Source organism: Aliidiomarina quisquiliarum (genome assembly GCF_023922585.1).
Classification (GTDB): domain Bacteria; phylum Pseudomonadota; class Gammaproteobacteria; order Enterobacterales; family Alteromonadaceae; genus Aliidiomarina; species Aliidiomarina quisquiliarum.
The window spans coordinates 87412-109620 of the sequence record NZ_JAMFTN010000052.1 but is presented as its reverse complement, the minus strand read 5'-3'; the positions used below and the strand labels follow the sequence as shown (position 1 = coordinate 109620).

Genomic DNA, 22209 nt, shown 5'->3' with positions numbered 1-22209 from the left:
ACTCGCCTATAAACTTACTTTATATTTACGCACTTTCACACGCTGTCAGCACAATCAGCGGTACGCTGTGGTATAACATTCATACAGATTCCTTTTGATAAGAATTACAAACCCGAGGACTTATTATGCGTATTCTCGTTAGCTCTGCGGTTGTTTTTGCCCTTGCAGGCTGCGCTGCAACTCAAGCGCCACAACCTTCTCCACACCAATCGCCTATTTCTATTGAGCAACAGCGCCAGGCACAAAGCCAACAAGTAGTGGCCCCTGCGCGTTTAAATTTAAAACGGAAAATTGCTGTGGGTCGCCTTAGCAATGAAACTGATTACGGCCGCAGCTTATTGCGCGAAGCCGTTACAGGTGAACACGATAAAAAAATATCCGACATGTTCACCCAAGCTATTGTGAATACCGACAGCTTTCTTATTTTTGAACGCCCAGACTTAGCCTTGCTACAAAACGAGCGGCAAATAACCGGCGACAAAATGAATAACATGGTTGGGGTCGACACTTTAGTAATTGGCTCGTTAACTGAATTTGGCCGTTCTACCACTGGTGAGCGTGGCTTTTTTTCCACCAGCCAACGCCAAGCAGCCACCGCTAAGGTTGATATTCGCCTAGTTGACGTGCATACGGGCCAAGTGATTGCGTCTTATACAGGTACAGGTGACTCGTCGGTAGAACAGTCCCGAGTTATGGGGTTTGGCTCTGTTGCCGGTTACGACGGCAGCTTAAACGACCGAGCCATTGGCGCTGCGGTAACTGCCGCCGTTGAAAAAATGCTTCAAGACTTCATTGAGAAACCTTGGACAGCAGACATTTTAGCTGTTGAAAATGGCCTAGTTTATATTAGCGGAGGGGCCGCACAAGGTGTTACGACTGGTATGCAATTCGACATTATGAGTAAAGGCCAGCGGGTGCGCTCGGCAACAACAGGTACAACCATTACCTTGCCTGGCAGCAAAGTGGGCACTTTTGAAGTGCAGGGCTTGTTTGGTGAAAGCGAGCTTGACCAAGGCGCCTTTGGCCGTGTGGTAAGCGGTAGCATAAGCAATTTCGAACTTTCACAATTAGAAATTCGTAAGGGAGATTAGTCATGCGCATTATTCAACTTATTTTGATCTCAGCACTAACAATTTCCGTTCTTTCGGGTTGCGCCCGTACTGTAACCACCCAAACGGAAGTAATAGACACCCGCCCGGTGGTGTCTTTTGTGGTGAAGGTAAACACTGCCGGCATGCACCTTTTTGTTGATGACCTTGACCAAGGCGCTTTAAGTAATTACCAATACCCAAGTTCAGCAATTCGGTTGCTACCTGGCCAGCACAAAATTGAAATCAAGCAAAACGGTAAGGTTCTTTTTACCGACGCACGGTATTTCAGCGAAGGCATTGACTATAAAATAGACGTTACTATTCAGCTTTAATAAAGTTTCATTACAACCATTAGGAATACTTTTGTGATCAAAAAAACAATTCTAATAAGCATCACCTTAGTTATGCTGGCTGGCTGCCAAACCACTCCTAAGTCGCTATACGCTTGGGGCAATTACGAAGACGCCTTGTTTGCCAACTTTCATGAGCCCGAGGCTCGAGAAGCTGAACTAACCGAGTATTTAGCGTTTATTCAGTCGACCCCCAAGCATAATTTACGTTTTGGTCCGGGTTTATACGCCGAAGCAGGCACTTTCATGTTTCACCAAGGGAACATTCAACAAGCCATTCACTTTTATGAGCTTGAAGCTAATAACTGGCCAGAAAGTAAACCACTAATGGACGTTTTAGTTTCTAACCTTAAGTCACGCAACAATATGGACAAGTCTGTAAATAGTGAGGGCGCACAAAATGATTAATAAATTACTTCGTAATATAACTGCCATAAGTGTTTTATTAATGACATTGACTGCGTGCCAAACTACGCCGTCGGGCCCTGATACTGAGTTTTTAGCAGCAGTACTTAATAATAAGCCTACTTCTATTTTAGTAGTGCCGGTTAATAACGAAACCATTGATGTAATGGCGCCAACCTCGGTACTTGCAACCTTGCCTATTACTCTAGGCGAACGCGGTTATTATGTGTTTCCTGTGAATACGGTAAAAACATTACTCGAAGCAGAAGGCTACTATGAACCGGCTGAAGTGCACGCGGCCCCAACGAGTAGCTTAACGGAATTATTTGGTGCCGACACAGTGTTGTATGTCACCATTCATGAATGGGATGCTAAATATTTATTACTAAAAACAACCACTGTCGTTGACTTTGAGTACACCTTAAAAAGCAATTCTGGTGATGTATTGTGGACCGCAAGACAGAAGCTAACCTATACCCCGGACGGCGGTAATTCAGGAAATCCATTGGCAGATCTTATTGCTGGTGCTATTTCTGCAGCAATTGAACGTGCATCGCCAAACTACTTACCTTTAACTCGTCAAGCCAACCACCAGGCATTTTATAATTACCGTCGCGGCTTGCCACCAGGCCCACACAGCCCATATTACAATGCTTATTATGAACTGATTGATAAAAACACAAGCACCACTACTGAAGGTAGTGAATAAAAGGCAAATAATTTCACTTACAAACTAATTACAAAATGTTTCCATTCAATCTACACTAAACGTTCACTACACTTACGAACAATAAAAAGGATTTCAAAAATGAAAAAGTTGAGCATGGCTCTTGTTGCTAGCGCATTAGTAGGTGGGGTAGCTCTAACTCCTACACCAGCATCAGCACAAGTCGCGGGTGTTAACCCTTGGCAGCATTGTGGTATTGGTGCAATGGTATTTCCTGACCACGGCGTTGCTTCTGCCATTTCTAACATTATCTGGGACTTAGGTACTACGGCCGTTATTTCTGCAACAGCCAGCCCAGACACCTGTAATACCAACCTAGTAACTACGGCGCTATTGATCGATTCTTCGTATGATCAGTTAACCATGGAAACAGCACAAGGTTCTGGCGAGCACTTAAACGCCGTATTGAATTTAGTGGGTTGTAATGCAACGGAAGAAACCGTTAGTGCTCTTCGTGCTGACTTAAATACTACTGTTGCTTCAGACAATTACGCCACAATGCCTCATGCAGACAAAGCCTATAGCTTTTACTCAAGCTTAGAAAATGTTGCAGTAAGCTGCGGCGCATAATAGATTAGCCATTCCCAACGGCGGACAAGGTCCGCCGTTTTCTATTATTGTCATGTCTGGCTGAGTTAACTAATGCTGCGCTTTGTTGTTTTCCCATTATTCTTCTTATTGTTTCACTTTCCCACTTTTGCATTCTCCGGCTCTACACCTAGCACGCTACTTGCTGAGCAGCGTACTTGGCTTAAGCTTTTGCACTTTGATCAACAGCCCACCTTTGGTGCTGCCTATAGTGCCGTTGCCGACGAAGCGTTCTTTTTAAGTTCCGAAGGCCGCTACAACCTAAGTGCTGAACTGAACGCGACTATTGCTGCTTTAGAGTTACCCGACCCTGGTGATGGTAGCCATGCCAGTTGTAAGTTTCCCGCACGGGCCATGTGGCTCGCACAGCAGGGTGTGGTTACACCTGTGAATGCGACTTGTACCGAGCGTGACACTTGGCTGAAGCAGCGCCAGCATAATGAAGTTGGGGTAGTATTCGCTTCAGGCTATATGGGCAACCCTGCTTCGTTCTTTGGCCATATGTTGTTGCACCTTGGTAGCGTAAGCCAAGATCAAAACCCTATTCAACTACTAGACACTAGCCTGAATTTTGGTGCCGACACCAGCGGCGACGGCATTGTGCCTTACATAGTAAAAGGCCTAGTGGGCGGCTATCAGGCGCGTTATTCAAATGTGCCTTTCTTCCGTAATACCGACATTTATAGCGAGTCGGAAATGCGTGATATGTGGCATTACGAATTTGCTTTTAGTGAAGCCGATCGCGCCTTTTTAATTGCTCATATGTGGGAAGTGCTTGGCCAAAAATTCGATTACCTATTTTTGAATGAAAACTGTGCTTCGCGTATTGCTCGCACTCTGGAACTGGTGATTGATGCCGAATTAACGGAGTCGTCAATGCCTTGGGTAGCTCCTGAACAAGTTATGATTCATTTAAGTAATGCAACTTATAACGGCCAGCCGGTCGTGCGCTCGCGTATGCATAAGCCTTCGCGCCGTTACCAAACCGAACAGCACTTTCACCAGCTTTCAGCTGAGCAGCAAGGTGCTTTAGAAGATGTCTGGCAAGATCCCAACACATTGAACTTTGCCCACCCACGATTTCGTAGGCTTTCCACGACGGATCGTGGCCCTGTAGTAGACGTTATTTTAAGCCACCTCATTACCCTAGAAGAAAACAATTCGGAACTGAATATTGCGGCGTTGCGCCAAACCGCACTGTTAGCTCGTTTACAGCTGCCTACCAGCCCTGCTTTCAAAGTAACCGAAGTACCTGCACCTATTGAACAAGCCACGCCTTCGAGCATGCTTCGCACCACTGCTATTGCGGCTTCGCAACGCGACACTGCGCTGCGCTTAAGCTTTCGCCCTATGCATTACGACATATTACAGGGTAATAATTCCCGCATGCCTTATGCTGGGCTTGAAATAGGCCGCGTAGAGCTTGATGTAACCGGTCACGATGTGCGCCTGCACCATTTGCAAATACTCGACGTAACGAACTTAAATCCAAAGCGCACGCCGTTACATGAAGTGCGCGCTTTAGCTTGGCAAATGAAGCTTGGGGTTGGTAATCGCTCGCTGGCTTGTAATAACTGTTTAGACACCAGTGCCGAATTAAATGTAGGTTGGTCTGACTTTTATAATGGCTGGGTGCCCTTTGCCCTAGTGGGTGCACAGCTGCGCACCACCGCTTACCAAGATGGGTTTTTAGCACTTACATTAAATGCGGGTATGTTTCGTATGTGGAGTGAACAACAAAGCAGCTATTTAACGGTGAGCCATAACAATGCGTTTCAAGGGGAACTTGGCCGTAGTACCGAGCTACGGTTGCAACATCGTTACCAACTTAGCCGTGAAAGTGACATACGCCTACACCTTGCCTCAGACCGTTATGGTGCCGAGGCAGGCATCGGTTATAGTTGGTATTGGTAATAGCAGCTTGGCGCTAATCGTTTAGCGCCACACCCAACACCGCATTTACCACCTGGCAGCGACCTAACACATTCGACACGGTACTGCTGTCATTGGTTTGCATAATCAACTCTGCTTTGTCTTGCAGTAAGCGCGACTCACCACGGCTACACAAGGTGCCTAGGTTGTCGTAAATGCCGGTGTCGTCGAGAAAACGTATGGTTAACGATTCTTGCCGACGGCTTGGTAGTTCCGCTAAGTGAATATCTGTAACCCCTTGGCGACTAATTTTGCCGCTAGAGCCATGGCGCATATAGTGGAAGGTTCCTGCCAACAATGTGTCGGTGCCTTGTGCACCTTCGTTCACAAATATGCCTTCATCGCCTATTACACGAAAATAGCCTTGGGCCGTATTTACTTGTAAGGCGGTGTTGCCATCAATTCCAATGGCAAGCGGGGTGCCCGTTGTTTGAGCAACGCGCATCATGCGTATTTGCCGACCAGCCTGTGACATATTGGTGTCAACCACCCCAAAACCAAAAAAGCTTAACCCACCAAGGGCTTCATAAGTAACGCTGTTGGGGCCTAAGTCGCGGGGGCAGCTGGCGTCTAGGTCGCACATTTCCGGCGGCGCTTTACGGGCATGAGCACCACTAGCTAGTGCTTCACGGCTGGTTCCGTTGGTGATCATGTTGCCTGTTACTAATGCTGCACTGGCATGGCCTTCTGCACCAATAATTAAACTGCCTTGCATGTAGCGGCCAAGCATAACGCGCATTAAGCGGGTTGGCTCTTGGTCTACAATAAAGGCGTCGCGTAAATTGTCGGCGCGACCGTCAACAAAAAACACCCCATGGGAACGGCCTAGCATGTCTTCCCAAGCAGTATCGCTAGTGCAATATTTTAGCTGTTGCTCATGGCGTGCAGGGTTCACCCGATCGCGATCATAGTTACCTTGCATGTCGCGGCGTAACGACTCTAGCTCAGTACATTTACCTTCGGCTTGGGCGCGGGCTACTACAGCGTCTACTGGTAGCCAAGTAACTTCTGCCCCGGCCTGTTCAAAAATACCAGTATAGCGTTCAATGGGGTCGTACGAATTTCGGGCGGCTGCTGTTACTAAGGTAATTCGAGGCTTTTTAGTTTGTGCCAACGGTTTCAACATGGCCACGAACTCTTCAACCATGTCGCGCGTTGTGGCTGGGCTTTGCGCTAAGTTTGCCACTTCTTGCACACCATCTGTGTGGCGTAATTCCAGGTTATCGAGCAGCCGCTGATATTCCGCTTCCGACAACTGCATAAGTAAGGTTTGATAGGCTCGTGAACGTAACCGTTCAACAAAACGATGTTCAGACACAACCCCACGACCAAAATAGGTGGCTAGCTCTTCCAGTGCGGTGGCTAGCTGCGCCCGTATTTCTTCACGCTGCTGTGGCCAAATAGAGCTACGGGTGGCTTCTTTACGGCGCACGTCGCTTAATTGAAACAAGCGAGTGGTGCGCATGTCATTGGCTTTAATCCAGCTGGTCGACATACAGCGATCGCTTTGCAAGCTGGAGCAAACTTCTAGCTCGCTGCCAATCATCATTAGATTATATAAGTTTTCAGCACGCACGGTGCCGCTGTGAGTCATAGCTACTGAGGCAATGGCAGCACCAAAAATAACTGGAATGAGGGACTTCATCATACTTCTCCTGTTGTGGCAGCTTTATTCACTAACCAAAGCAAACCCACCGAATACTTTGCTGATAAATTTAAGACAGCAACAATACGCTAAAATTTCAAAAAACCTGGCTTACTATGCGTTACAATTGCGTTCACTGTGCTGTAACAACGATGCAATTCAACAATAGAGCCTACGGAAACCAACATGTTTCATATCGTGCTTCACAACCCGGTTATGCCTGCTAACACCGGTAATATTATCCGATTAATAGCCAACAATGGCTGTTTTCTACATCTTATTGAGCCCTTGGGTTTTGACTTTGAAGAAAAAAAACTTCGCCGTGCGGGGCTCGATTACCACGATTTAAGCCGTGTGAAACGCTACCCTAATTTTACTTCCTTTGCAGAGAAATTTAGCCACCACCGCATGTTCGCGATTACTACCAAAGGTAGCCAACATTATACAAAGGTTACCTTTCATGCTGGTGACGTATTACTGTTTGGCTCTGAAACATGCGGCTTACCTGAAAACGTTATGGCACAAATTACCCCTAACAACCGCTTGCTCATTCCTATGATGCCAAATAGCCGTTCGCTTAATTTGTCCAACGCAGTAGCCCTTGTCAGTTACGAGGCCTGGCGACAAATAGACTTTAACGGCGCTGTTTAGCTGTTTTCTAACTAAATAGTTGGTTCTGACCCCAAGCGCTGTAGGCCACTAAATACGCTAAAGCAGCTGAAAAAGCTTCATCTGACCCCAAAAAATTGCTGAATGGCGGTGATGGCGGGTTGGCGTAGACGGTCGGTTTCCATCAGTATTTCGTGCTGCGCACCTGCTATAGGTAATAACTGACTTTTTTCATGCTTAAGTAAAGTAAAAAAATGCTGTTGCGATTCGGCCGTTACTATTTGATCGGCACTGGCTTGCAAAATAAGTACGGGTATTTCAATACGTGGCGCAACTTTCGGCAACAACGCCATGGCCCGCAGCGACTCACTTAGCCACTGCCATGTTGGGCCGCCTACGCGAATAAGCGGCTGGTTTTGGTATAGTTTTGCAAAGAAGCGGTAGCGGGCTGCGCTACTGGTAAGATCATTTCCTGCAAATGGCAGTTCAACGTAATCACCCATGCCTATAAAGTAACCAGGATTTTTGGCGGCAAACTTGCGGTTTAGCCACGCACCTAAACGCACTATGGCTTTGCCTATGCTTGGCGGCCAAGGATTAGTGTGAATACCTGTCATAGGAGCATTTAAGGCCAACGCTTTAAATGGGAAAGGCGGTTTATTTTGCCCATGTTGCGCCATGTATAAAGCAGCAATAGCTCCGCCCATTGAATGGCCGAGTAAATAAGCGCTTTGCTTGCCTATTCTTGGTGCTATTACTGCCATAAACTGTGCAAAGTCATCGATATAGTGGTTAAAATGTTCGACATGACCTTGATCATGGCGTTCGGTAAGGCGATCGGAGTAACCTTGCCCGCGATGATCAATAATGGCCACTGAAAAACCTTTTGCTGCCCATTCAAGTGCTACTTCTTGGTATTTTACGTAAGCCTCTACGCGCCCTGGGCTAATAACCACCCACGGGGCAGGCTCGGCTTGTGCCCAAACGCAGTAACACACCCGCACACCATCGGCAGTTTCAAATTCCAAGTGTTCGGTATGTTGCCAAAATTCAGCAAGCCCTGTTTCAGACCAAGTTGTCCAAGCAGTGTCCGTATCAGCTGGCCGACTATTTAACCAAGTTTGGAGTTGGGCTGCTAACGTGCTGGTTTCCGTAACCATATGTTTTCTGTCCTTTAAACATTCACTTTAAGGGCACTGTTAGAGTGGCCAACAGGCCACCTTGCGGATGGTTTTTTGCTGTTAATTCGCCGCCCAATACACGTGTGGCGCGCTGGCAAATTGCCAGTCCTAGGCCAACGCCGGCACCATGGTGGCGCGAAGGGTCGGCGCGGAAAAAGGGTTTAAACAATTGCTTTAATTTTGATTCGTCTACACCTGGGCCTTCGTCGCGCACCACCATTTGTAATGCTTTGCCCTTGGCGTGGGTTACTTCTTCAGCGGTTAAATACACAATGCCCTGTTCAGGCCCGTACTGAAAACCATTACGAATTAAGTTTTCTAACACTAAACGTAACAACACGGGGTCGGTATACATTTCAGGTAGCGGGTTGGTTGGCAATTGTAAGCGTTCTTCCCACTTAGCTTGGGCATAACCTAAATCCGCTTTTATGTCTTCAAATAAAGGCATCAGCTCAACGCTTTGCCGAACCGGCTCGTCGAGCCCATTTTCCAACCGCGACAACCATAAAATACTGTCAATAATAGTGCCAAGGCGATAAATGTCTTTTTCAATTTGGCGGTAATTGGGGTTGTCACGAATGGTTTCGGTTACATCGCCAAGTAAGTCGAGGGCTATTTGTGATCGGGCTAAGGGTGAGCGTAATTCATGCGAAACGTCGCTCAGTAAACGGCGCTGAGCATTACGCGAAGTGGCCAATTCAATCGCTGTAATACTTAAAGTACGTGCTAATTCGCCCAGTTCGTCGCGACGTTTAGGTAAGCGGCCTAAATTAGGGCGGGCTGCGCCTTCGGCAATTTCGCGGGTGGCATTACGTAATTTTCGTAGCGGCCTAACAAACCAAAGGCCTAGAATTAATGCCCCAAAACCTGAAAAACCAACGCTTAACCACACTACGCGGGGTAGCCAGTCTTGGTCGTGCTTTGCGGCCAGGTCGCCCATTTCATTAGCCAATAATGGCCTGGCAACAATAATAAAGGCATTGTCGATGGTGAATGGCCCTGCAAGCATTTTATCGCCCACGGGTACTTGTTGTGCTTCAGGCTCTTCGAACAACCTTAATATATAGCCTATGTAATCGGGGTGTAAAGCTGGTGCAAATGTGGGCTCTAAAGCGGTGTCGTCTAATCGTGCCATGACACGGTATTCACCTACTAGCAAGCGGCCAGGCTGCAATAACCCAGAGCCAAGTGCCGCTTCAAATACAGGAGGCAAGGAGCGTTCGAAGTCTTCTGCTAAGGGCTCAGCAGGAGTGGGCTGGGTAAAGTAGTAGGCCCCATACAGTGCCGCAGTGGACGCCCCTAAGAGCAGGAACCAGAACAACGCCAGCAATCGAATTGTTAGCGATTGATACCAGCGTGTTTTAGGGTTCCTAATCATAATGGCTCTTAATTATGCCTTTCATTGTGGCTGCTTCGTTGCTGTTTCAACCATACGATAGCCCCGACCACGAACGGTTTCAATACGCTCAGGATTACTCGGTAGTTTTTTGCGAATATTACTGATATGTACGTCGAGCGAGCGGTCGAACGGGCCAAGCTGGCGCCCAAGCACCTGCATCGATAAGCTTTCTTTAGTAACTAACTGGCCATGGTGGGTAGCGAGCTGGCGTAATACTTCAAATTCAGTTGGCGTTAAAGTAAGCGCCACACCGTCGCAACTGGCGTCGGCTTCATGCATGTCTAACTCAAAGCCTGCAAAGCGAATTAGCCGTACGTCGGCAATTTCATCGTTACTGCGGGCACTGCGGCGCATAAGCGCACGAATACGCGCCACCAGTTCACGCGAGTAAAAAGGTTTTGGCAAGTAATCGTCGGCGCCTAGTTCTAAACCTACCACACGGTCAACGTTGTCACCTCGGGCGGTAAGCATAAGAATAGGGGTTTCAACGCTGCTTTGGCGCAATTGCTTAAGTACCTGTAAACCGTCTATTTCAGGCAGCATAATGTCTAGTAAAATAAGGTCCCAAGACGCTTCAATAGCAGCTTTCAAACCTTCTTTACCGTCGTGCCGTACAGACAGCTTCCAACCTTCACGGCGAACCACTTCCTGTAACATGTTGCCTAGCTCTACGTCGTCATCGACCAAAAGTATATTTGCCACAATCGTTTCCTCTTTGCTGACTATGAACAGCTAGTGTAAAGACGACCGTAACAATTATAGACAGCCTTTCCCCTATCTTTACGTTCGTCGAGTACCTAGCAGCTGTAGTACAAGTCAAATTCTATTGGATGGGTGGTTTTATTCAATAGCTCTACTTCTTTACGCTTAATACCGATGTATGCGTCGATCATGTCGTTGCTCATCACCCCACCGCGGGTTAAAAACTCACGATCTTGTTCAAGGCAATCGAGCGCCTCTTCTAATGATGTAGCCACCGTTGGTATTTCTTTTGCTTCTTCAGCGGGTAAGTCGTACAAGTCTTTGTCCATGGCATCGCCCGGATGAATTTTATTTTGAATACCATCGAGCCCAGCCATCATTAACGCGGTAAAAGCCAGATAAGGGTTTGCTACTGCGTCGGGGAAGCGGGCTTCAATGCGACGTCCTTTTGGGTTTGCCACCAGCGGAATACGAATGGAAGCAGACCGGTTACGTGCTGAATAAGCCAGCATAACTGGAGCTTCAAAGCCTGGCACTAGGCGTTTATACGAGTTTGTAGCTGGGTTAGTAAAAGCGTTCAGTGCTCGGGCGTGTTTAATAACACCGCCAATATAATAAAGCGCTAGTTCAGATAGCCCGCCATATTTGTCGCCGGCAAAAATATTTTTGCCATCTTTTGCTAACGACATGTGCACATGCATGCCCGAGCCATTATCACCCACTAAAGGCTTTGGCATAAAGGTGGCGGTTTTGCCGTAGGCATGGGCCACGTTGTGAACCACATATTTAAACACCTGAATTTCGTCTGCTTTCGCCGTTAGGGTATTAAACCGTGTGGCGACTTCGTTTTGACCAGCCGTTGCCACTTCATGGTGATGCGCTTCAACCACCAAGCCCATTTCTTCCATGGTTTCAGACATTAAGCAGCGTAAGTCGTACGACGAGTCAACCGGTGGTACTGGAAAATAACCACCTTTTACGCTAGGTCGGTGGCCTTGGTTACCGTCGACATATTCACGATCAGAGTTCCACTTTGCTTCGCGGTCATCAATTTTGTAGAACGAGCCACTCATATCTGTTTTAAAACGTACATCGTCGAACAAGAAAAACTCTGGTTCTGGTCCAAACAAAGCCGTGTCGGCAATACCGGTTGAAATTAAATATGCTTCTGCACGCTGCGCAATAGAACGTGGGTCGCGGTCGTAGCCTTGGCGAGTGTCGGGTTCTAAAATTGAACAACGGAGAATAAGCGTGGTTAGCTCTGAAAAAGGGTCTATTACTGCCGTACTTGGGTCTGGCAGCAACACCATGTCTGATTCGCTAATACCTTTCCAACCCGCCATCGACGAGCCGTCAAACATGCGGCCGTCTTCAAAGAAATCTTCGTCAATTTGCGACACGGGAATGGTTAAGTGTTGCTCTTTTCCCTTTGTGTCGGTGAAACGTAAATCAACAAAGCGCACATTCTTTTCTTCAATTATATTCATCACTGTCTCAACAGACATGACGGCCTCCGGTTAGTTTTTTTAATTTATGCTGTGAACCCACAAACACAGCCACAGTATGACTTATTAACAATTAATGCGCATCTGCTTGGTAAAAAAAAATAGAGTTTTCCTGCCTGCTGTCAGTTTCCAGGCAGCAACAACGAAGCAATACAATTTGTGCGTGCATTTAACATAGTTTCGCTTTAATTTTGAGCACAAAAGGCGTATAATATGCGCCCTTCGTGCCCCAGCGCCGTGTTTTTCGTCGTTGTGGCACTCTCACTTTGAGGTTGAAACTCCCAGTTATGTCTAAAGATATTCAAAAGCTACGCAATATCGCGATTATCGCCCACGTTGACCATGGTAAAACTACCTTAGTTGACAAACTTCTACAGCTTTCCGGCACGCTTGAAAGCCGCGGCCCTGCTGAAGACCGTGTTATGGACTCTGGCGATATCGAGAAAGAGCGTGGTATTACTATTCTTGCTAAGAATACAGCCATTAACTGGAATGACTACCATATCAACATTCTTGACACCCCAGGTCACGCCGACTTTGGTGGTGAGGTAGAGCGCGTTCTGTCGATGGCAGACTCGGTTATTCTTGTGGTTGACGCAGTTGACGGCCCTATGCCACAAACCCGCTTCGTAACCCAAAAAGCCTTCGACCACGGCTTAAAGCCAATTGTTGTGGTAAATAAAATTGACCGCCCAGGCGCACGTGCCGACTGGGTTGTTGACCAAGTATTCGACTTGTTCGATAACTTAGGTGCAACCGACGAACAGTTAGACTTCCCAATTATTTATGCGTCGGCTTTAAATGGCTACGCCAGCGAAGACTCTGAAGCCCGCAGTGGTAACATGGACCCACTGTTCCAAACTATTATTGACAAGGTACCTGCGCCGGCCGCCGACATTAACGGCCCATTGCAATTACAAATTTCCCAGCTCGACTATTCAAGCTATGTGGGTGTTATTGGTATTGGCCGTATTACTCGCGGTACCATTAAGTCGAACCAACAAGTTGTTATTGTAAGCACCGATGGTACTCGCCGCACCGGCCGTGTTGGTGACGTGTTTGGTTACCTTGGTCTTGATCGCAGCGAAGTTGAGTCGTCTCATGCTGGCGACATTTGTGCGATAACGGGTCTTGGCGAACTTAAAATTTCTGATACTGTTTGTGCTGTAGAGGCGGTGGAAGCATTGCCACCATTACGCGTTGACGAGCCTACAGTTACCATGACTTTCCAAGTTAACACTTCGCCATTTGCAGGCAAAGAAGGTAAGTTTGTCACCTCGCGCCAAATTCTTGAGCGGTTACAGCAAGAGCTGGTACATAACGTAGCTTTGCGTGTTGAAAACACCGACAACCCGGATCGCTTCCGCGTTTCTGGCCGTGGTGAACTACACCTAAGTATATTAATTGAAAATATGCGCCGTGAAGGCTTTGAACTGGCCGTGTCACGCCCAGAAGTTATTTTACGCGAAGTAGACGGTGTAACTCACGAACCGTTTGAAACCTTAACCGTTGATATTGAAGAAGTGCACCAAGGTCAGGTAATGGAAGCTTTAGGTACGCGTAAAGCTGAAATGACCAATATGATTCCAGACGGTAAAGGCCGTGTACGTATCGACTTTACCGTTCCAAGCCGTGGTTTAATTGGTTTCCAAACAGAATACATGAGCTTAACCTCGGGTACTGGTTTAATTTATCACTCGTTTGATCATTATGGCCCACACAAAGGTGGTCGTATTGGCCAACGTGTGAACGGCACCATGATTTCAAACAGCCAAGGTAAAGCGTTAACGCACTCACTGTTTGCTTTACAAGAGCGTGGCCGTTTGTTTACTGCCCATGGTGACGATGTTTATGAAGGCCAAATTATTGGTATAAACAACCGTTCAAACGACTTAACCGTGAACTGTATTAAAGGCAAACCACACACCAACGTACGTGCTTCAGGTACCGACGAAGCACAGGTACTGTCGCCACCTATTCGTTACAGCTTAGAGCAAGCGCTTGAGTTTATTGATAACGACGAATTGGTAGAAGTAACACCGAAGTCGATTCGCGTACGTAAGAAGTTACTGACCGAAAACGACAGAAAGCGTGCGGCACGTTCAGCTACTTAATTGTTAAATCAGCAAAATAAAAAAGGGAGCGACATGTCGCTCCCTTTTTTTATCTGCCGTAAGTTCATTGTTAAAAATTATAAGCGCACGCCTTCCAATGAAAGCATAAACTCAACGGTTTGAGTGGCTGGGCCTAGGTCCATTTTCACATTAAAGTCTTTTAACTGAATGCTCATACTGCCTTCAAAACCAGTGCGGTAGCCGCCCCAAGGGTCTTGGCCTTCACCGGTTTTAGTCACTTTAATAACCACCGGCTTGGTTACACCGTTGAAAGTTAAGTCGCCGCTAACATCCATAGTACCTTCACCCGTTACTTGCACCGACTTAGACGCAAAAGTAGCTTCAGGGTGCTTTCTGGTATTTAAAAAGTCTGGCCCACGCAAATGCTTATCGCGCTCTGCATGGTTAGTGTCGACACTGTTGGTTTTAATCACAATGTTTACTTTGCTGTCTTCAGGTTTGGCTGCGTCGTAGCTAAAGGTTCCGTCGAAGTCTTTAAAAGTGCCGTACATCCAGCTAAAGCCGAGGTGGTTCACTTTAAATTGTACAAAGGCATGCTGGCCTTCAATGTCTACTTTATAGTCGGCGGCTGATGCAGCGCCTGCTAAAAACAAACTGCCTATAACAACACTAGTGAATAGTTTTTTTAACATAATTACGTCCTTATTAATAAAGTTCTGGTAGTTTATCTTTTTATTTTGGTTTGCGAGCACGTTTACCAAACATTCGCACTAAGGTTTCGTCGCCTTCAAACCAGTGGTGTTTAAGCGCTGCTACAGCATGAATAAACACCGTAACCATAAGCGCCCAAGCCACGTATTTATGAATAAACCCGGCAAGGTCGGCCTGATCAGGCAACCCCTGCAAGGTTGCTGGTACCTCAAACAAACCAAACACTAAAACACCCGCGCCGTCGGCGGTTGAAATTAAGTAGCCTGAAAAAACAATAGTGAATAACATCACATACATGAGCAGGTGGGCAATTTTAGCCCCTGTTCGTACCCAAGGGCTATGGCTGGCTACTGGCTGTACAGGTTGGTTCGTAAAGCGCCATATAACTCGAAATGCCAATAGGGCAAATAAAACCACCCCTATGCTTTTATGTAGTGCAGGGGCTTTGTGGTACCAAGGATTGTAATAACCTAAGTCCACCATCCAATAACCTAAGGCAAACATACCTAGCACGACAATGGCGATCAGCCAGTGCAAGATGATGCTCACTAAGCCATAAGCAGATGGTGAGTTTTTAATGCGCATACTAATCCCTTATTTGTTGATGCCTTACTTATTATAGAGACAGCTACGATAACGACTTGAATAATATAAGTACATTAGCAAATTAACAAAAGAGCCTTTCTTGACACACAAAGCTCATATTGATACCATTTTAAATAACAAAATTTAAACAAAGGCTAGGATGTTAATCTGATGACGTTAAAACAATCCTTTTTTCTTACCCTGATATTCTCTTTCTTTTCTATTTCATCCCCAACACGTGCTGACACCTGCCTCGATTACCAACCAGGCCAAAGTGATAATTCCTGTGCTGCTGCCTATACTCGGCAACAACAAACTCTTTATTTCAATAGTCCTCAGCTTGGCGAGCAGTCATTTTTAGTTAAACGAGTGGTTCATAAAGCAACCAACACCACAGTTCACAGCGATTTTGATTTCTCCGCCAACTGTAATGGCGATGGCTATTTATGCAGCCTCTCCCAGCATGATTTTATTACTTTATATTTAACAACGTTTCGTGAAGCTGTAAAAGCAAGTTCTTTTTATTCTTACATTACTCACATACCAGAGCCATGCGACCCTACTAAGCAAGTTTGTTGTGACGACAATAACCAATGCACAGAAATAAAATCCATACCCAACCAAAGTAGCTCGTTGCGTCAGGTTTTTATTAAAAGTGTTGTTCAGGCCCTTGGTTATAAACTTGTTGATAAAGCCTTTGATCCTATGAGTGACCCCGACTATATCGAAGAACTTAGTCAGGGTGAGGTAAAGTTTATACTTTCAGGCTTCAATAGCTATAACAGTGTCTGCAAGCTAGAGGGCACCCAGTGTACTAACTATCACGGTACTATTTATAACACTGGTGCTGATTTCTCACACGTTCACTCTCGTGAAGCAGATGATTTAAATAGGTTCCTTCGTTACTATTTTAATCAAAACGACAAGCAATGTAGTTCTAACATGCGCTGCGATACCGCTCAACTTTGCACTATTAGCTATTATTGCCAGTAAATACTCCTATAAGCACCGCAAAAAAGTGCAACACGCTACCCGCAAGTACAAACACATGCCAAATTGCGTGGTGGTAAAGCATTTGCTTGCGTACATAAAAAATAACCCCGAAGGAGTAACTTAAGCCGCCAGCTAATAATAGTAATAGTGCGAAGCTGTCTACTAATTCCAACATGGGCTTCATAGCCACTAACGCCATCCAGCCTAAGCCTAAATACAAGGTGAGCGAGAGCCACTTAACACGCTCTTTTTTCATGGTTTCTAAGAATACGCCGCCAATGGCTATGCTCCAGATAATAATAAACAAACTCCAACCCCAAGGGCCGCGTAGGTTCACTAATAAAAATGGCGTGTAAGTGCCTGCTATCAACAAAAATATTGCAGCATGGTCCATTAGCTGAAATGCTTTTTTGGCCCGGGGATTGGTAATGGCGTGGTATAAGGTTGAGGCCATATAAAGCAGAATAAGTGATGTGCCATAAATTATGCCACTTACTAAATGCCAAACGGTGCCTTCGGTTAACCCATACCACACCATAATGATTAAGGCTGCAACCCCAAGCAAAGCGCCAATTCCGTGGGTTACGGAATGTGCTATTTCTTCACCGAGTGTGTAATTTTTATTTGTCATTGTTGCTGCAAACTCGCCGCTAAATTAGTTATGCTGCATTCAATCATAATTCGACTCAATATACTGCATTTTGCGAAGAAAGTTTTCTGTAGCACGTGCACTGTCGGAATTTACCCGAAAGGTGTTGTGAAAGCCCGTATATACTTTTACTTCGTCGTCTTCTAGGTACACGGTGTAGCCGTCGAAGTCGGAGTAAGCGGTAATACCGTCTAGGTGGTGCGTTGTTTCACCGTCTTTTTTAGTTGCTGCGCCTAAGCGGGTTATTTTTTCAAACACGGCCAAAATTAGCCGTGCGTTTATGTCAGTTTGCATTTTGTTTCCCTAAGTTGGTTATACAAAACTACCTACCTAGTTATGACACTCAGCAGCACAGGTTACAAGCTACGCTGGCGTTTTAGCTTTAGTTTCAGCAGTTGTTTTTCTATCCACATGTAGAACACGGGAATGAAAAATATAGAAATAAAAGTAGCCACTAGCATACCACCTACTACAGTAACTCCTACGGCTTGCCGTGCTGCAGAGCCCGCACCCGAGCCAACCACTAAAGGTGCAGCACCTAAAATAAATGCCAGCGAGGTCATTAGTATTGGCCGGAAACGCTGTCGGCAGGCAGTCAGGGCTGAAGCTGTAATCGACAAGCCTTGCTTACGGTTCATGGCAGCAAATTCAACAATTAGTATGGCATTTTTAGCGGCTAAGCCAATCAGTACCAATAATCCCACTTGGAAATAAATATTGTTTTGTAAACCAAGTAGCCAAGTGGCAACCACCGCCCCAAACACCGCAAAAGGTATCGCGGTTAAAACCGCCAGCGGTAGAGTCCAGCGTTCATACTGGGCTGCTAACAATAAGAAAATCATTAAAATTGCAAAGCCAAACGCTAGCCCTGCCGCGGCACCGCCTTCACGCTCTTGGCGCGACGAGCCGGTCCAAAACAGCTGATATTTAGGCTCTTCGCTATGTAACGAAGTTTCTATGCTAGCTACCACTTCTTCTAACGCCAACATGGCTTGCCCAGTACTAAAACCAGGGGCAGGCTCACCTAATAGGCGCGCAGCTGGCCTGCTGTTATAACGGTCGATAGAGTCTGGCCCGGTAGTACGTTGCACTTGAATGACTGAGTTTATGGGTACCATGTCGCCTTTTTTCGAACGCACAAATACTTCAGAAAGCTTTTCTGGGCTTTCTCGGTAAGCAGATTCGGCCGACATATATACCCGCCAAGCACGGCCTAAGTAGTTAAAGTCGTTAATATACTTTCGCCCAAACACCGAGTTCATGGCGGCGAATATTTCGTCAATATTCACGCCTATGGTTTTGGCTCGTTCGCGATCCACATAAGCTGTATAACGGGGAATGTCCATACGCAAAGTTGTGCGTACGTTTCTTAATTCGGGCCGTTGGTTGGCCATTGCTACCACTTGCTCCATGTGAATGGCTAGTTCTTCGTCGCTACCGTCGGCAATAATAGCCATGTAACCTTCAATACCACCTGTGGTAGAAATACCTGAAATAGGCGGCGGGTTAAACGCACGAATAGTTGCTTCGGGGTAGTCTTCACCCAGTTCGTTCACCTGCTCGGCAAATTCATAGCTACTTTGGCCCGCAGCCTTACGCTGGTTCCAAGCCTTTAAGGTAACAAAACTGGCCCCTACGTTGGCTTTGCGGCCACCATTTACTAAGTCGTAACCAATAAAGGTAAGGGTGTTGGCTACCATACTTTCATTGCGTAATTGTTCGTTCCAACCCACTGAAAAGCGTTGGGTACGATCAAGCGAAGCTCCTTCTTGTAAACGATGCGACACCAGCACATAACCTTGGTCTTCGTCGGGTACTAAGCCACTGGGCAAGTGTTTAAATATACCAAAGGAAATAGCAATAACGCCGGCAAAAATTATCGTTGCCATACCGGTACGGCGCAGCATAAAGCGCACACCTTCGGTATAACGTATGGTTAAACGGTCAAAAAGCCTATTAAACTTTTGCAATAACACGGGTGGTTTGCTTGGCCGTTGTTCAAGTAAAGCGGCACATAAAGCTGGGGCTAAGGTTAACGCCACAAAGCCAGAAATAATTACCGAAATTGCAATGGTTAAGGCAAACTGTTGGTACATAACCCCTGCTAAACCACCTAAAAACGCCACCGGTACAAACACCGCCGTAAGCACCAACACCATAGTGACAATAGGGCCCGACACTTCTTGCATGGCTTTCACAGCGGCTTCTTTCGGTGACAAGTTTTCTTCGGTCATTAACCGTGCCACGTTTTCCAACACCACAATGGCGTCGTCTACCACAATGCCTATGGCTAATACCAAGGCCAGTAAAGTAAGCAGGTTCAATGAAAAACCGAATACATACATGCCCGCAAAGGCACCGATAAGCGAAACAGGAATGGCCAATAAAGGAATAAGAGTGGCGCGCCAGCTTTGCAAAAATAAATAAATAACCGCAATAACCAACACTAAAGCTTGAAACAGCGTAAGAATAACTTGCTCTATCGACACCTTTACAAATTCGGTGGTGTCAAAAGAAATGGAATAGTCGACCCCAGAAGGAAAACTCCGGCTCATGCGTTCCATTACGGCGTCTACTTCTTTCGACACCTCTAAGGCGTTGGCACCTGGCCGTAACACAATACCCATGGGTACTACTGTTTCACCATTTTGAATGGCGTCGAAGTCGTAAATGCTGGCACCCAATTCAACGCGGGCCACGTCGGACAAGCGCACTACAGCGCCGTTGTCGTCGGCATGTAGAATAATATTTTCAAATTCGCTAACCGTAGAAAAACGACCTTCGGTGCCAATAGGTAAAGTCAGTTCTTGCGCATTTTCTGGGTTCGGGGCGGCACCAAATAGCCCGGCCGCATACATACCATTTTGTTCTTTAACCGCTTTATTTACATCGGCAGGGGTAAGGCCGTAGTCTGCAAGCTGATCAGGCCGTAACCAAATACGCATGGCGTAAGTTTTCGAGCCAAAATAGGTTACGCTGGCCACGCCATTAATGCGGCTTAATTCGTCTTGTACGGTTAGGTTCGAATAGTTATTTAGAAATAAAGAGTCACGACTGCCGTCGGGCGAGCGCATGGAAACAATTTTTAAAATAGCACTCGACTCTTTACTAATTCGAATGCCGCTGCGCTGGGTTTCTTCCGGTAGCCGCGACAGCGCCCGTTGCACAGCGGAGTCGACGTCGATGGCGGCTTGGTCTATGTCGGTGCCAACTTCAAACACTACGGTTATGCTAACGCTGCCCGATGAGTCGGCCGACGAGGTCATATACAGCATGTTTTCCACGCCATTAATATACAGTTCTAATGGCGAAGCAACCGCTTGCGATGCGGCTTCAGCAGTGGCACCTGAATAGCTAGCAGAAATTTTAACTTGCGGCGGTACAATTTGTGGGTACTGCTGCACCGGCAACATACGTAGGGCCATAAGCCCCGCCAACACAATCAAAATCGACAGCACCCCAGCTAAGACTGGGCGCTCGATAAAATGCTTGGCTATCATTCAAAATCCTCCACCCGCACCCGTGCGCCAGGTTGAAGCATTGAAAGACCTTCCACAATCACTCGATCACCGTTGGCCAAGCCGTCTTCAATCAGCTGTTCGTTGTCTACTCGTACACCTAAAGTAACTTCGCGTACCCGCACGCGGTCTTCTTCGTCAACAATATAAACCACTGAGCGACGGCCAGATTGCACTACCGAGCGTTGTGGTACTGAAATGGCATCGGCTACCACAATTTTAGGCAGCTCTACCCGTACAAATTGCCCTGGTAATAAGTCTAAGTTGGGGTTTGGAATAACCGCTCGGGCTTCCATGTTACCGGTATTACGATCAACCACGCGGCTAACATAGTCGATATAACCACGGCTTGAATGCTCGCGGCCGTCGGCAAAGCTTAAGCGCACATTGTGTTCATGAGGCTCGGCTGGGCTTACTTCTTGAGTAGGGTCGGTAACAGCGGTAAGCGATGAATTGGCCAATAAATAGCGCGCCGCTACACCGTTTTCTGGCACTGAAAAGCGCACATACAGTGGGTCCATGGCGGTAACAACGGCTAGGCTGTCACCTTCACCAATAACGTTACCCACCGACACTCGTTCGCGGCTAGCAATTCCAGTAATTGGCGCTTTCACTTCAGTATAGTTATAGCGTAACGAGGCATCGTCGAGGCGGGCACGAGTACTTTCTAAACCGGCGGCGGTTATTTCTAGCTTTGACTGGGCTTGGTCGCGATCGCGAGCAGAAATAGCACCATCGTCGTACAGGTTCATAACCCGATTCCAATCACGGCGGGCGGTAGCATGCTCAGCTTCCGCTTGGCTTAAGTCGGCTTTGGCTTGCTGCAGGGTAACTTCGTAGGGGGCTTTTTCTAACCGAAACATAACTGTACCGGCTGGTACTAGTTGGCCTTCTTTAAACTCGCGTGATTCTATTTGCCCACCAGCTCGTGCAGTAACTGCTGCAACCATAGAGCCTTCTGTACGAGCCGAAAAAGAGCGTTCAATTTCAAGGTTTTCAGCCGCAACAGTAACCGCAAATACGCGTGGTAATGGTCGCTTGGGCGCTTCTAATTCTTGGGCTTCTTCTGCCGCGCAGGCCGATATAAAAAACGCTGCAAAAAGCACGCTTAACACCGTAGGTAGCTGCTGTAATGAAAGTGGCTTCATGCCGTAGTCCTGCCTTTGAGTCTATTAAGTTGACCCAATTCTACCCACGGCAGATAAATATAAGTGGCTTTTACAGTACATTTACGGGCTTTTCAGCCCTATTTTACTGCTTTAAAGCTTATTGATTTTCATGCGGGTGTATTTTCCCCGTTACCTTTTGGTAGTAGCGGTGGGTAAAAATAAACGCATGAATAATAGCCACCACATAAATAACTGGCCCTGCCACGTAACTGCCAGGTGGCCCGCCATTAAAGGCAACGTAAAGCAGTGTTATGGCTAGCATGTACATAGGTAAGCTAAGCATTGCTTGCTTTCGGTAGCCGCTTAACCAAATTCCGTAGGGCGGCAATATTACACAAATTAAATAGTTCATACGCTTTGCCTTTATTATTGTTT

General features: G+C 46.6%; 21 protein-coding genes. 9 read left to right on the top strand and 12 right to left on the bottom strand.

Features of this window, described 5'->3' with window-relative positions; genetic code table 11:
* Nucleotides 1-125: 125 nt before the first annotated feature.
* From M1L23_RS14090 to M1L23_RS14065, 6 genes are all read left to right on the top strand, one after another.
* Nucleotides 126-1091, top strand: coding sequence for a CsgG/HfaB family protein (locus tag M1L23_RS14090; protein WP_252628074.1), 966 nt, complete (start codon nucleotides 126-128; stop codon nucleotides 1089-1091).
* Nucleotides 1092-1093: 2 nt separating this feature from the next.
* A complete protein-coding gene (locus tag M1L23_RS14085; RefSeq protein ID WP_252628073.1) occupies nucleotides 1094-1423 on the top strand; it encodes a hypothetical protein in 330 nt (109 codons plus the stop codon).
* Between the two features lie 33 nt (nucleotides 1424-1456).
* Nucleotides 1457-1849: a DUF4810 domain-containing protein gene (locus M1L23_RS14080; protein WP_252628072.1), complete on the top strand. Its 393-nt coding sequence runs from the start codon at nucleotides 1457-1459 to the stop codon at nucleotides 1847-1849.
* Nucleotides 1842-2555, top strand: coding sequence for a DUF799 domain-containing protein (locus M1L23_RS14075; RefSeq protein WP_252628071.1), 714 nt, complete (start codon nucleotides 1842-1844; stop codon nucleotides 2553-2555). Before M1L23_RS14080 ends, M1L23_RS14075 begins: the two co-directional genes overlap by 8 nt.
* Nucleotides 2556-2654: 99 nt before the next feature.
* Entirely contained in the window at nucleotides 2655-3143 is a 489-nt protein-coding gene (locus tag M1L23_RS14070) for a DUF3015 family protein (RefSeq protein ID WP_252628070.1), read from the top strand.
* 72 nt (nucleotides 3144-3215) lie between these two features.
* Nucleotides 3216-5075 (top strand): lipoprotein N-acyltransferase Lnb domain-containing protein, encoded by a 1860-nt coding sequence (locus tag M1L23_RS14065; RefSeq protein WP_252628069.1) that lies wholly within the window; start codon nucleotides 3216-3218, stop codon nucleotides 5073-5075.
* 13 nt (nucleotides 5076-5088) lie between these two features.
* Here the strand turns inward: M1L23_RS14065 and M1L23_RS14060 are convergent, their stop codons facing one another.
* Nucleotides 5089-6741, bottom strand: coding sequence for a type 1 glutamine amidotransferase family protein (locus M1L23_RS14060; RefSeq protein ID WP_252628068.1), 1653 nt, complete (start codon nucleotides 6739-6741; stop codon nucleotides 5089-5091).
* A gap of 183 nt (nucleotides 6742-6924) precedes the next feature.
* On the opposite strand from M1L23_RS14060, the gene M1L23_RS14055 reads away from it, so the two are divergent.
* Complete coding sequence (locus M1L23_RS14055) at nucleotides 6925-7389, top strand: tRNA (cytidine(34)-2'-O)-methyltransferase (RefSeq protein WP_252628067.1); 465 nt, start codon at nucleotides 6925-6927, stop codon at nucleotides 7387-7389.
* A 77-nt stretch (nucleotides 7390-7466) separates the two neighbouring features.
* On the opposite strand, the gene M1L23_RS14050 is transcribed toward M1L23_RS14055, so the two are convergent.
* The 4 genes from M1L23_RS14050 to glnA form a co-directional block, all read right to left on the bottom strand.
* Complete coding sequence (locus tag M1L23_RS14050; RefSeq protein ID WP_252628066.1) at nucleotides 7467-8507, bottom strand: alpha/beta fold hydrolase; 1041 nt, start codon at nucleotides 8505-8507, stop codon at nucleotides 7467-7469.
* Between the two features lie 22 nt (nucleotides 8508-8529).
* Nucleotides 8530-9906 carry a sensor histidine kinase gene (locus M1L23_RS14045; RefSeq protein WP_252628065.1) on the bottom strand — a complete coding sequence of 459 codons (1377 nt, stop codon included), beginning with the start codon at nucleotides 9904-9906 and terminating at the stop codon, nucleotides 8530-8532.
* Nucleotides 9907-9927: 21 nt separating this feature from the next.
* Nucleotides 9928-10629: a response regulator gene (locus M1L23_RS14040; protein WP_252628064.1), complete on the bottom strand. Its 702-nt coding sequence runs from the start codon at nucleotides 10627-10629 to the stop codon at nucleotides 9928-9930.
* 95 nt (nucleotides 10630-10724) lie between these two features.
* Entirely contained in the window at nucleotides 10725-12134 is a 1410-nt protein-coding gene (glnA, locus tag M1L23_RS14035; RefSeq protein WP_252628063.1) for a glutamate--ammonia ligase, read from the bottom strand.
* 287 nt (nucleotides 12135-12421) lie between these two features.
* Between glnA and typA the strand changes: the two genes are divergently transcribed.
* On the top strand, nucleotides 12422-14248 hold the full coding sequence (gene typA / locus M1L23_RS14030) for a translational GTPase TypA (protein WP_252628062.1): 1827 nt from the start codon (nucleotides 12422-12424) through the stop codon (nucleotides 14246-14248).
* 77 nt (nucleotides 14249-14325) lie between these two features.
* On the opposite strand, the gene M1L23_RS14025 is transcribed toward typA, so the two are convergent.
* Together M1L23_RS14025 and M1L23_RS14020 are read right to left on the bottom strand one after the other, a co-directional pair.
* Complete coding sequence (locus tag M1L23_RS14025) at nucleotides 14326-14901, bottom strand: YceI family protein (RefSeq protein ID WP_252628061.1); 576 nt, start codon at nucleotides 14899-14901, stop codon at nucleotides 14326-14328.
* Nucleotides 14902-14941: 40 nt separating this feature from the next.
* A complete protein-coding gene (locus tag M1L23_RS14020; RefSeq protein ID WP_252628060.1) occupies nucleotides 14942-15505 on the bottom strand; it encodes a cytochrome b in 564 nt (187 codons plus the stop codon).
* A 171-nt stretch (nucleotides 15506-15676) separates the two neighbouring features.
* Between M1L23_RS14020 and M1L23_RS14015 the strand changes: the two genes are divergently transcribed.
* Nucleotides 15677-16498, top strand: coding sequence for a hypothetical protein (locus M1L23_RS14015; protein ID WP_252628059.1), 822 nt, complete (start codon nucleotides 15677-15679; stop codon nucleotides 16496-16498).
* Here M1L23_RS14015 and trhA read toward each other — a convergent pair.
* From trhA to M1L23_RS13990, 5 genes are all read right to left on the bottom strand, one after another.
* Nucleotides 16479-17129 (bottom strand): PAQR family membrane homeostasis protein TrhA, encoded by a 651-nt coding sequence (gene trhA / locus M1L23_RS14010; protein WP_252628058.1) that lies wholly within the window; start codon nucleotides 17127-17129, stop codon nucleotides 16479-16481. The two genes, M1L23_RS14015 and trhA, sit on opposite strands and share 20 nt — an antisense overlap.
* 39 nt (nucleotides 17130-17168) lie before the next feature.
* The gene (locus tag M1L23_RS14005; RefSeq protein WP_252628057.1) at nucleotides 17169-17441 is read right to left on the bottom strand and encodes a DUF3081 family protein; all 273 of its coding nucleotides are present in this window, start codon (nucleotides 17439-17441) and stop codon (nucleotides 17169-17171) included.
* Nucleotides 17442-17503: 62 nt separating this feature from the next.
* A complete protein-coding gene (locus M1L23_RS14000) occupies nucleotides 17504-20647 on the bottom strand; it encodes an efflux RND transporter permease subunit (protein WP_252628056.1) in 3144 nt (1047 codons plus the stop codon).
* On the bottom strand, nucleotides 20644-21813 hold the full coding sequence (locus tag M1L23_RS13995) for an efflux RND transporter periplasmic adaptor subunit (protein WP_252628055.1): 1170 nt from the start codon (nucleotides 21811-21813) through the stop codon (nucleotides 20644-20646). Before M1L23_RS13995 ends, M1L23_RS14000 begins: the two co-directional genes overlap by 4 nt.
* A 118-nt stretch (nucleotides 21814-21931) precedes the next feature.
* The gene (locus tag M1L23_RS13990; RefSeq protein WP_252628054.1) at nucleotides 21932-22186 is read right to left on the bottom strand and encodes a hypothetical protein; all 255 of its coding nucleotides are present in this window, start codon (nucleotides 22184-22186) and stop codon (nucleotides 21932-21934) included.
* Nucleotides 22187-22209: the final 23 nt, after the last annotated feature.

Bases quoted from the DNA above. Each gene is read 5' to 3' on its own strand.
- trhA (WP_252628058.1), bottom strand. From the start codon at position 17,129: ATGACAAATAAAAATTACACACTCGGTGAAGAAATAGCACATTCCGTA.
- M1L23_RS14000 (WP_252628056.1), bottom strand. From the start codon at position 20,647: ATGATAGCCAAGCATTTTATCGAGCGCCCAGTCTTAGCTGGGGTGCTG.
- glnA (WP_252628063.1), bottom strand. From the start codon at position 12,134: ATGTCTGTTGAGACAGTGATGAATATAATTGAAGAAAAGAATGTGCGC.
- M1L23_RS14020 (WP_252628060.1), bottom strand. From the start codon at position 15,505: ATGCGCATTAAAAACTCACCATCTGCTTATGGCTTAGTGAGCATCATC.
- M1L23_RS14090 (WP_252628074.1), top strand. From the start codon at position 126: ATGCGTATTCTCGTTAGCTCTGCGGTTGTTTTTGCCCTTGCAGGCTGC.
- M1L23_RS14070 (WP_252628070.1), top strand. From the start codon at position 2,655: ATGAAAAAGTTGAGCATGGCTCTTGTTGCTAGCGCATTAGTAGGTGGG.
- M1L23_RS14005 (WP_252628057.1), bottom strand. From the start codon at position 17,441: ATGCAAACTGACATAAACGCACGGCTAATTTTGGCCGTGTTTGAAAAA.
- M1L23_RS14060 (WP_252628068.1), bottom strand. From the start codon at position 6,741: ATGATGAAGTCCCTCATTCCAGTTATTTTTGGTGCTGCCATTGCCTCA.
- M1L23_RS14025 (WP_252628061.1), bottom strand. From the start codon at position 14,901: ATGTTAAAAAAACTATTCACTAGTGTTGTTATAGGCAGTTTGTTTTTA.
- M1L23_RS13995 (WP_252628055.1), bottom strand. From the start codon at position 21,813: ATGAAGCCACTTTCATTACAGCAGCTACCTACGGTGTTAAGCGTGCTT.
- M1L23_RS13990 (WP_252628054.1), bottom strand. From the start codon at position 22,186: ATGAACTATTTAATTTGTGTAATATTGCCGCCCTACGGAATTTGGTTA.
- M1L23_RS14055 (WP_252628067.1), top strand. From the start codon at position 6,925: ATGTTTCATATCGTGCTTCACAACCCGGTTATGCCTGCTAACACCGGT.
- M1L23_RS14085 (WP_252628073.1), top strand. From the start codon at position 1,094: ATGCGCATTATTCAACTTATTTTGATCTCAGCACTAACAATTTCCGTT.
- M1L23_RS14065 (WP_252628069.1), top strand. From the start codon at position 3,216: ATGCTGCGCTTTGTTGTTTTCCCATTATTCTTCTTATTGTTTCACTTT.
- M1L23_RS14075 (WP_252628071.1), top strand. From the start codon at position 1,842: ATGATTAATAAATTACTTCGTAATATAACTGCCATAAGTGTTTTATTA.
- M1L23_RS14015 (WP_252628059.1), top strand. From the start codon at position 15,677: ATGACGTTAAAACAATCCTTTTTTCTTACCCTGATATTCTCTTTCTTT.
- M1L23_RS14045 (WP_252628065.1), bottom strand. From the start codon at position 9,906: ATGATTAGGAACCCTAAAACACGCTGGTATCAATCGCTAACAATTCGA.
- M1L23_RS14050 (WP_252628066.1), bottom strand. From the start codon at position 8,507: ATGGTTACGGAAACCAGCACGTTAGCAGCCCAACTCCAAACTTGGTTA.
- typA (WP_252628062.1), top strand. From the start codon at position 12,422: ATGTCTAAAGATATTCAAAAGCTACGCAATATCGCGATTATCGCCCAC.